Annotated in this window: 7 protein-coding genes and 1 pseudogene; 1 reads left to right on the plus strand and 7 read right to left on the minus strand. The window is 63.3% G+C overall.

Translation table 11 applies throughout. The features are described from left to right. Positions 1-444: 444 nt before the first annotated feature. The 7 genes and pseudogenes from ACFYOW_RS48995 to ACFYOW_RS49025 form a co-directional block, all read right to left on the minus strand. Positions 445-1,572: pseudogene (locus ACFYOW_RS48995) on the minus strand (LLM class flavin-dependent oxidoreductase). Between the two features lie 195 nt (positions 1,573-1,767). Then, entirely contained in the window at positions 1,768-2,262 is a 495-nt protein-coding gene (locus ACFYOW_RS49000) for a hypothetical protein (RefSeq protein ID WP_387298975.1), read from the minus strand. A gap of 126 nt (positions 2,263-2,388) precedes the next feature. Further along, positions 2,389-3,285 (minus strand): NmrA family NAD(P)-binding protein, encoded by an 897-nt coding sequence (locus ACFYOW_RS49005; protein WP_387298977.1) that lies wholly within the window; start codon positions 3,283-3,285, stop codon positions 2,389-2,391. 125 nt (positions 3,286-3,410) lie between these two features. Next, a complete protein-coding gene (locus ACFYOW_RS49010) occupies positions 3,411-4,049 on the minus strand; it encodes an NAD(P)-dependent oxidoreductase (RefSeq protein WP_387298979.1) in 639 nt (212 codons plus the stop codon). A 162-nt stretch (positions 4,050-4,211) separates the two neighbouring features. Continuing rightward, positions 4,212-5,612, minus strand: coding sequence for an MFS transporter (locus ACFYOW_RS49015; protein WP_387298981.1), 1,401 nt, complete (start codon positions 5,610-5,612; stop codon positions 4,212-4,214). Between the two features lie 1,000 nt (positions 5,613-6,612). Further along, positions 6,613-6,951, minus strand: coding sequence for a hypothetical protein (locus ACFYOW_RS49020; protein WP_387298983.1), 339 nt, complete (start codon positions 6,949-6,951; stop codon positions 6,613-6,615). Positions 6,952-7,295: 344 nt separating this feature from the next. Beyond that, positions 7,296-8,132 (minus strand): PhzF family phenazine biosynthesis protein, encoded by an 837-nt coding sequence (locus ACFYOW_RS49025; protein ID WP_387298985.1) that lies wholly within the window; start codon positions 8,130-8,132, stop codon positions 7,296-7,298. 85 nt (positions 8,133-8,217) lie between these two features. Between ACFYOW_RS49025 and ACFYOW_RS49030 the strand changes: the two genes are divergently transcribed. Then, positions 8,218-9,114 carry a LysR family transcriptional regulator gene (locus tag ACFYOW_RS49030; protein WP_387298987.1) on the plus strand — a complete coding sequence of 299 codons (897 nt, stop codon included), beginning with the start codon at positions 8,218-8,220 and terminating at the stop codon, positions 9,112-9,114. Positions 9,115-9,241: the final 127 nt, after the last annotated feature.

The following is a 9,241-nucleotide window of genomic DNA, read 5'->3' on the forward strand; positions in this document are numbered from 1 at the left end:
CGAATACGATCGACGCGGACGACCCATGGTGAACATCCTTCCAGGGACCATTGGTCCCGCTATCTCAGATGTCCACTACTTCAGGGGAACCCCAGGGCGACAGTGACAGTGTGAAGCGTATGTGGCAGTTCGGTCCGTATAAACACCGCCCTGGGCCGCCCCGGAGCGGGATCGGGATCAGCGCGATGCTCCCCGTTTGGTCGTCGTACGCGGCTTCATACACGCTGACCGGATTTGCCTATCGAGCGCGTCGAAACGTCGAATGTCCGATCGGACACGATGACCGGGAGCCTCGTGTAGTTGCCAGATAGAGATCAGTCGCGATGTCGTCCACGTACCCCGACCTTCGGCGGGCAGATGCCGGGGTCGGCGTGGGAAGTCTTGTGCTCACATCGCTGACGACGCTGGTGGCAGTACACGAATTGTCGTGGTAGCTCCATCGGTTCACAGTCGGCGGTCTCCTCGCATGATCCGCAGAAAGGGCACGGCCGACGCGAGCCCGGCGGTGACCGAGGGATGATAGGCGCTCGCGTTGGCGAGCACGAGATGCTCGACGCCATGGGCGCGCAGCTCGGCGATCTGTTCCAGCACTTCGCCGGGTGTGCCGACGAGGCAGTATTCGCGCACAAACGACGCAGGCACTCTGTCGATGTAGGACAGCATAGTTGCTCTGTCCAGAAGTTGCGGAAGCAGATCCTGGAATCCGGAGAACTGCGCCCCCAGTGGGTGTTCCACGCCGTGGCGGGCCCACGCCTCGCCAGGCACGAACAGGGCGAGTGTGCGTGCGCCGACCGATTCGACCATTGCGTTCACGTCGGATTTGGTCAGCACGGGCAGCAGGAGGCCGCCGGTCACCGACCGCGGGTCTCGGCCGTGATTTTCGGCGGCGGCACGCACTTCGGTGAGGCCGCGCTTGTATGCCTTCGGCAGATTGAGGAATACCGGGAACCAACAATCGGCATAGGCTCCGGTAAGCGCGAGCAGACGGGGACTGTGCGAGCCGATCCAGATCTCCGGCCACGTACCGCGGTATTGCGGCACGTCAAATACCGCATCGCGCAACGGGAAATACGCCGAATCGGGGTTGACAGGCGCACCGCCGGAATCCCACAGGGCGCGGATCGTGGCCAGCGCCTCTGCGAATCGGGAGACCGGCGCATGCCAATCCACGCCATAGGGCTGGTTGTTCTCCCGTTCATCGGGTCCGATGCCAAGGATGGCGCGTCCAGGTGAGAGCAGATGCAGCGTGGCGGCCGCCTGCGCGGTGACAGCCGGATGCCGCCTGCCAGTGTCGGTGACTCCCACCCCAAGCCGGATGCGGCGTGGGGTGTGAGAATTTCGCGAGGTATCCCAACGTGGTCCACGGCTCGAAGATCGCGTCCGCGGACGGGCCAACTTCGCGGCTCCGATATATTCTTCAGACCAGATCGCGGCTGGAGTCTAGCTCATCAAATGGTCGGGTATCCAAAACGAGTCGGCGCCGCCCGCCAGCGCCAGTGCACGAGTCGTGCGGAGATTGAGGTCGGTCATGGTTGGCGTATGCATCGCGAAATCCATGACGCCGATTCGCATTCGGGTTGCAGCCTTGTCGCTCAAAATATTCCTCAGTGGCTAAGCCAGTAGGGTGGTTGATCCTCGAATCCGGTCGACGCCGCGGTTCCTTCGACGGACACGCGGCGGCCTACGAGGAATTCCAGTGTGGAGTGTCGCCTCAGAATTTGACGCCGGCAGCGACACAGCCGACGTCCGTTCGATCAGGACAGGGTTTCACGAGACCTCGCTGTCGTCCGTCTGCCGGCCCAGTACGAGCCTCTGGGCCTCTTCTTCAGTGATTTCGGAAGCGAAGAAGGCGCGCGCAGCCTCGAAGTCGGGGACGGTGCCATCGCTGCCCCAATGGCCCTGCGGGACGGCGTAGACGTGCACCCACGGCCCGTACGCCGGCAACTCGCCGTCGCCGGTGATGGATCGGACGGCCGAAGTGACCTTCTTGATCACGAGGCGGGCCTCCGCCTGGGTGGGCACCCTCTCCCGCGGCGCGATCACGTCGATTTGCCAGAATACGCTCGGGTCCCCGATGGTGATCGGGGCGTACCAGTTCTCGCGGTCAAGTTCGAAGTACTGCACCCATGAGGTTTGCTGGTGGCGTTCGGAGTTCACATGGTTCTCGGCCTCGGCGATCGCGGCAATGAGCTTGTCACCCAACACCGTCTTCTGCTCGGCATTGAGGTAGTTCTCAAGTGTGTGTACGCGGACAAATACCATGGCTTGGTCCTTACTTGACAGGTCGGTTGAGGGGATCCACGGGTGATCCAGGGGGCATGGGACGCGTCGATCTCGGTGCGGGAGTTCTCCGGAACGAAATGACGACCGACGAATGGTTTTTGGTTCTCATGGCATGAAGACCGTGCGGTGAGTAGCGATGAAATCTTCGATGGTCGTCGGTGTTGTTTTGCCTACGCTGGTGACGACATCGTTGGTGCCCGAGAATATTCCGTTCTGGTAGTCGATTGCGACGCTCGTCAGGTGCTGGATGAGATGCTCGGAATATCCTGCCCCGGTGAGGAATTGGGCGAAGCGGTCGATGTCGATGGGTTCGTAGGTGATGGTTCTTCCCAGGACCTTGGAGAACGATTCGGCGATTTCGTGATGGTTCATCTCGACCGGACCGTGCAGCGTGTAGGTCTTACCAGCGTGCGGCGCGGGGTCCGCCATGATGGCCGCGATCACGTGGGCTTGGTCTTCGGCAGCGATGGGCGCGTGCCGTCCCGCGCCGAAGGGATAGCGGAACGTGTCTTCGTGCGCGATCGGGCGGTCGGAAAAGAGGAAGTTGTCGGCGAAGAACGTTGGGTGTAGGTGGGTCACGTCGAACGGTGCTCGATCCAACAGTCGTTCGCCGATCCAGTGCTGTTGGGCGGCGTTGCTGGTGGCTTCTCGGCGTGCCGAGATTTGCGACATGTTCACCACTGCTCGTACGCCGGTGTCCGTAGCGGCCTGTGCGAAGACCGCGGTGGCCTCCAGCAGTCCCGGGGTGATCGGATACACGAAGTATGCCGAGTGCACGCCTTGCAATGCCCGGCTGAGGTCGTCGAGTCGGAACATGTCTCCCACGACGACCTCGGCGCCTGCGTCCGCGAGTGCTTGTGCGCGGTCATCGTCGACCCGCACGAGTGCTCGCACGGCGTGCCCTCGGTCGAGTAGTAACTGCGTGCCTCGTCGTCCGGTTGAGCCAGTCGCGCCGGTCACTAGAAACGTTGGCTGATCTATCTCGGATTGCATCTGTGTCATGTCCTTGTAGGGGCTGGGCTAATGGTGCTAATGGTCTTGGGGTCGTAGGCCCGGCTGCCGGGAGTTCGGTCGAACAGGATGAAGTCCGGGCGGAGCCGCTCCAGGAAGCCGGGATCTATCTCGTGTCAGTAGGCGACGGTGAACACCGTCCGGTGTCGGGTGGGCTTCTCGATCTCGTCGACAAAGGCGATGGCGTAGTCTTCGCCGCTGATGTGTGAGTTACCCTCCGCGTCGACCAGTAGAACGTCGTCTCCCACACGGAAGGTGTTGGTGCGCGTGCCGGGGTTGTCGGCGTTGTAGAAGGCGGGCGGGGACAGGCTGAACCAGTCCACGTCCTGCGGAAGTGCGCGTAGCTGTGCCATTACCGCGGCATGGGCGTTGCCGTCTTCCCTGAATTCTTCCGGGAAGAGCGGGGTATCGAGTACACGCGGTCCGTCCGGTGCGACGCGAAGGTTTCCTGCGCCGCCGACGAAGCCCAGGCGCACCGTGTTTTCGGATGCGATACGGCCCAACGTCGGAATATGGGCGGCCAGTCCGGTGCCTTGGGCCTGCAAAGCAACGACCAGCATGTCAGCTTCGGACGCGATCTCGCGCACGAAATTCTCGTCGAACAGCGATCCTCGACGAATATCCAGGTCATTGCGGCCGGTCAGCGGGTCTGTGTTGCGTGCTACAGCGATGACTCGATGCCCGCGAGTCGATGCTTCGGTTGCGATGTTGCCGCCGGAATAGCCGGTGGCGCCGAATATCGCGATTGTCGTCATGGTGCTCCTCAACGGGTGGGGATGAAGTGCTGTCGGCCTGGCGGTTGCCCGGCCTCTAAATGAGTAGAGGTTCATCGACCGTGAATCTCATCGGTCGCGCGAAGTCTGCGGTGTTGGGTCGGTTCGCTTTCGTGGCGTGCCGATCGAACTCTTCGTTAGCGCCTACGCTGCGGGTTCTGGGATGACAGTCGGGTCGAGCACTGATGCTCGGCCGGGAGACTTCATCCGGAAGGCGGTAGCCACGACCCCGAGTGCCGCCGCTGCCGCGATGACGCCGTAGCCGCCATGGACGCCGTGGAGGAACCCCGAGTGTGAACCCAACAGGACGGTCGAGGCCGAGGCGATCACGATCGCGCCACCCAATTCGCGCGAGGTTTCGACCAATCCCGATGCCGCACCGAAGTTGGTCTCCTCGACCTCGGCCAACGCGCCGATCTGGACTGACGGTGCGAAGAACCCGACGGCCATTCCCGCGGCGATCAGGGCTGGCATCACGCGAGTGGCGAAGCTCGCGTCGGCAGGCAGGTAGATCAACCACGCCGAAGCTCCGGCGACGAGTAACGACGCGAGCGCGAGCAGGATTCGGGTGCCGACCTTTTGTGCCAGGACTGCCCCTGTCAATCCGGCGAACACGAAGGCGGTCAGAGTCGTCAGTAGCCAGGCCACACCGGTCTTGGTCGGTGAGTAACCGAGCAGCTGTTGCAGCACCACCGAGGTCAGGAACACGAAGGCGAGGAAGCTGCCGAAGCCGGATACGGCGGCGAGGTTCGCCTGTACGACCGGCAAATTCTTGAGGAGTGCACGAGGAACGAGCGGGTTGCGCGTGCGCCATTCGGACAATGCGAAGATCAACAGCAAGACTGCTGACAGTGCGCAGAACCCCAGTGTCATTCCTGTGGTCCACCCGTGTTCGACCCCACGGTTAAGTGCATAGAGGCCCGCGAGTAGACCGCCGGTCACCGAAAGTGCGCTGACAGCGTTGAATCCACCACCGGGATGAGCGATTCGGTTCTCGGGCAACACCAACAGCGTGGTTGCCAGCAGCACAACGCCGATTGGAATATTGACGTAGAAGATCCACGACCATCCCGGGCCGTCGGTGAGGAACCCGCCCGCCAGTACCCCGACCGAGGCGGCGGTCCCGGCGAGGGCACCGTAGATGCCCAGGGCGTTCTCTCGCTCTTTACCTTCTTTGAAGGCGTCGGCCACGATCCCCAAGGCCGAGGGGGTAATCAATGCGGCGCCGATGCCCTGCGCGACTCGGGCGCCGATCAACTGCCCGCCGACATCCGACAGTCCCGCGGTCAGCGACGCGGCCACGAACAGCAGCAGTCCCGCCTGTAGGGCGAGCCTACGACCGAAAATATCGCCGAGCCGACCTGCCAACAGCAAGAATCCGCCGAACGGTATGCCGTAGCCGATGATGACCCACTGCAAGGCGTCCTCGCCAAGGTTCAGATCGACCGCCATCCTGGGCAGCGAAACATTGACGATGGTGAAATCCACCACCGCCATGAACATTGAGGCACCGGCCAAAACCAGCACCGCATACGGATTACGCATTGTCTCTTCCTCTACATTGGTCGAACCGCTTGACGGAGAACTCCGTCGTCTAGGCGTGATAGCGGCCGATGAGGACGGCGCGCCGCCGCCGTCCACCCCTGGGAGCCGTCGTGGAAGGCCGCCGAGGGCGGTGAGGTCGTGAACGGGTCCACGGATGCCGTCGAACACAACGAGACCGACGAACTCCGACACTGCAGCTGGTTTGGTCACGGCAATCACCTCCTACACAGGTAGAGGCGAACGGAACCCACAATTCATCGCCGCGTGTGCACGGAATTTCCTCCGTCGCGCCGTCCGGCCTCTTGACGTCGCGTCTGAACCGACGGAACAAGGCAGCATCGTGGAACCCCGACCCCGCCCATACCTGTGATTCCCGCCGCTCCGATCGTTGGGACGTGAATGGCGTGAGCGCGCCGCACAGCGCCGTGATCGCCCACAACGCCACACTGGATGGCCGTTCGTGTGGCCCGCGCCGGGGCACCACGTCACTCTCGACTACCGCTGTCAGACGGCCGATGACGCGTGTGCAGTCCCAACGGCGGGCGATCGGTGGAATGAAGTTCGATTGGGAGGCAACACACTGTTTTAAGCGGCACCGGTGCCCGCAGATGACTACAGACGCCTGCTCGGACGATCAAGACCGGCGTTGCAGTGTTGGTACCCGAAGCGGCAGCCCCCAAACAGGGTCCAGCAGCCGCGCCACCAATCCATCGTTATCGACTGGGACGTCTCGCCGCGTACATAGCTCGAAGATCCACTCACCACCAGTACGGTAATCAGGGTTGGTCCAGAACCTCGTGCGGTAGGCGTTGCTCGAAGTCTGGAGCAGAGCCACCCGCCGGAGAAGACCACTGCCGAGCCAGGAAAGGTCTCGTGTGCTGGCAGTGACGCCCACGAACGCCTCCTCGAATTCCCTTTCCTCCGAAGTCAACTCGGGCGCCGACCATATCGGCGCGGGACCGGTGCTGCCATTCTCGATGCGGAAGTGCTCGATGTCGTTCTACCAGCGGGTACCGGGCACACCGCGTAGCGTCACCCGGCTCTTGGTACCAACCAGCGAGACCATCAGGTCGCCTCCACGAACCGCGGTGACTCGCAGGCGGGGAATGCCTGTCAGCTCGTCTCCGGGATGGGCATAGGGAAGCAGCATCCCGACCAACATCTGACTGAAGTGAAGGATCTTGCCAGGCTTCAGATCCCCCCGGCTCGCGGTGAAGTGGACGCAATCCGAATGACTATCCAGCCATACCGTCAACCCGCCGTCTGCCCCGAGTCGAACTCGCGCGATTCCGACCGGGTGCGCCAGCCACTCGCCGTAGTCACCGAAGATCCTGAACACCTTGGACTCCAAGAGAGCCTGGTCCGATGTGGGCGCGACAGGAATCGGGGCCGCGTTGTCGAAGACTGTGCGGCCCTTCAGGTCACTATGAGGACCATGCCGGCGCGGTTGAACCCGTATTTGGTCGCTGCGCACTTTCTCGCCGCCACATTGCTGCTTGCCGCGACCGGCCGGGCTGATCGAGAGCCGGCGGAATCGCAATGCCATGCGGAACGAGGTGAAAACGCTCGGCGCCGCATTGCTCGACGGCGATCTCGGCAGCGGTGTAGGCATCGCTTAGCAACTGCACTGCCGCCGCAGTAATTTGCCGCTCCGTGCGGAATCAGTGCGGTTCCGGCTGATGTTCAGTCGATCCGCACTGCGTTTCCGGTGACCCGAATGCCGGTTGCGGCTGGATCGAGGTCGACCAGCAGCTGGCTCGGCCGCCCCATATCGACGCCCTGGGTGATGATGATCCGGCCCGAATCGGCGTGACCGATGTCGCGGAGGTATCCGCCGAAGGCCGCCGCTGCGGCACCGGTCGCGGCGTCCTCGACGACTCCGCCAATGGGGAAGGGATTGCGGGCCTGGAAGTGGCGATCGTCCTCGTGCCAGAACAGATGCACCGTCGTCCATCCGGCCTCGCGCATGACTGCACCGAGGGCGTCGAAGTCGTAGTCCAGGGCGGCGAGGCGTTCGCGGGATGCGGCGGCCAGCATCAGATGGTCGTTGCCGGCATAAGCCACCCGGGTTGGAAAGGCCGGATCGAGATCGGTTGGGTCCCAGCCGAGCGCTGCCAGCGTGACGGAGATCTCGGTCGCGGTCGCCGCCCTGGAATGCGTTGCGACGCTGGTCAATGTCGCCGTCGGGCGATCGTCCGCGATACTGGTTTCGACGACGATATCGCCGATATTGGTTCGGAAATTCAGTGTGCCGGGGCCGATGCGTTCGGTGAGTGCCACCGCGGTCGCGACGGTGGCATGCCCGCAGAAATCGACCTCTGCGAGTGGGCTGAAATAGCGCACCCGGTAGTGCCGGTCGTATGTGTGGTTCAGGAAGGCCGTTTCCGAATAGCCGACTTTCTCGGCGATTCGCTGCATCTCGGAGTCGTCGAGTCCGGTCCCGTCGAGGACGACCCCGGCGGGGTTGCCGCCGGCCGGATCGATACTGAATGCGGTGTAGCGCAGTACTTCGGTGCTCATATGTCCCATGCTCGCACCGCACAGCGATCGAGTCTAACGATGTATTTTGATTAACTCCATCGGAAAGTTCGATAGCATCGGAAGCATGGACACTCGTGTGCTCGCCACGTTCGTCGCACTCGCGAGGACCGGCAGCTTCACCGCGACCGCGGTCGAACTACACCTGGCCCAGTCGACGGTGACCGCACACATCAAGGCGCTCGAGGCCGAGCTCGGGCTGCGGCTGCTCGATCGGTTGCCGGTCGGCGCGACGCTGACCGACGCGGGGCGGCGGACCCTGGAGAAAGCGTCTCTGGTCCTCGATGCCGAGGCAGCGTTGCGCGCCGATCCGGATGTGCGCGGCCCGATCGAGGGAACGGTCGGCATAGTTGCACCGGAATCTTTGTGCGGGCACCTGCTTCCGGCAGTGATCGCGGCGTTGCAACGGCGTCATCCTGGAGTCGAGGTCACGCTGTCCCCGGCGGGCACGACCGACGCGACCCACGCGCTGCGTGCCGGTCGGTATGCGCTTGCGTTGATTCTCGAGCCGTCGCTCGAGGCACCCGATCTCGTTGTCGATCAGCTGGGCACCCTCGAGCTCGCATTCGTTACCGATCAGCGACAATCGGTGACAGCGCGGTCGTGGGCGGAGTTGGCCAAGCAGCGATGGTTCCTTCTCGAAGAGGGCTGCACCTACAGCGACGAGGTCGCTCGGTGCCTGCGGGACAGTGCGGCAGTGGTCCGCACGACTCGGCTGGGCAGTATCGAGGCCACCCGGGCCTGCGTCGCCGCTGGACTCGGACTGGCCGTACTGCCCGATTTCGCCGTCGACGAGCGGCGGCTGGCTCGTTTCGCCGGGCCGGCGATCGTCGAACCCGGATTGCTGCTGGTTCGTCACCGCCGCCGGTCGACCGGCCGTGCGCTCGACGCGGTGATCGAGGAAATCCAGCGCGGTGCAACGAAGCTGCTTGCGCCGGGTAGGCGACCGCAGCGTCAAATGTGAAGTGCCCCAACCTATTCATTTCCCAGAGTTCGGGGGATTCGGCCTATGGTGGCCGGGCCGTGATCGGCGCGTGCCGCCGCCTCGGGACGCGGTTCTCGCTGGTGCTCACCAAAAATCGTGCCGTGGC

Source organism: Nocardia sp. NPDC006982, assembly GCF_042869435.1.
Classification (GTDB): domain Bacteria; phylum Actinomycetota; class Actinomycetes; order Mycobacteriales; family Mycobacteriaceae; genus Nocardia.

Bases quoted from the DNA above. Each gene is read 5' to 3' on its own strand.
- ACFYOW_RS49005 (WP_387298977.1), bottom strand. From the start codon at position 3,285: ATGACACAGATGCAATCCGAGATAGATCAGCCAACGTTTCTAGTGACC.
- ACFYOW_RS49025 (WP_387298985.1), bottom strand. From the start codon at position 8,132: ATGAGCACCGAAGTACTGCGCTACACCGCATTCAGTATCGATCCGGCC.
- ACFYOW_RS49015 (WP_387298981.1), bottom strand. From the start codon at position 5,612: ATGCGTAATCCGTATGCGGTGCTGGTTTTGGCCGGTGCCTCAATGTTC.
- ACFYOW_RS49000 (WP_387298975.1), bottom strand. From the start codon at position 2,262: ATGGTATTTGTCCGCGTACACACACTTGAGAACTACCTCAATGCCGAG.
- ACFYOW_RS49010 (WP_387298979.1), bottom strand. From the start codon at position 4,049: ATGACGACAATCGCGATATTCGGCGCCACCGGCTATTCCGGCGGCAAC.
- ACFYOW_RS49030 (WP_387298987.1), top strand. From the start codon at position 8,218: ATGGACACTCGTGTGCTCGCCACGTTCGTCGCACTCGCGAGGACCGGC.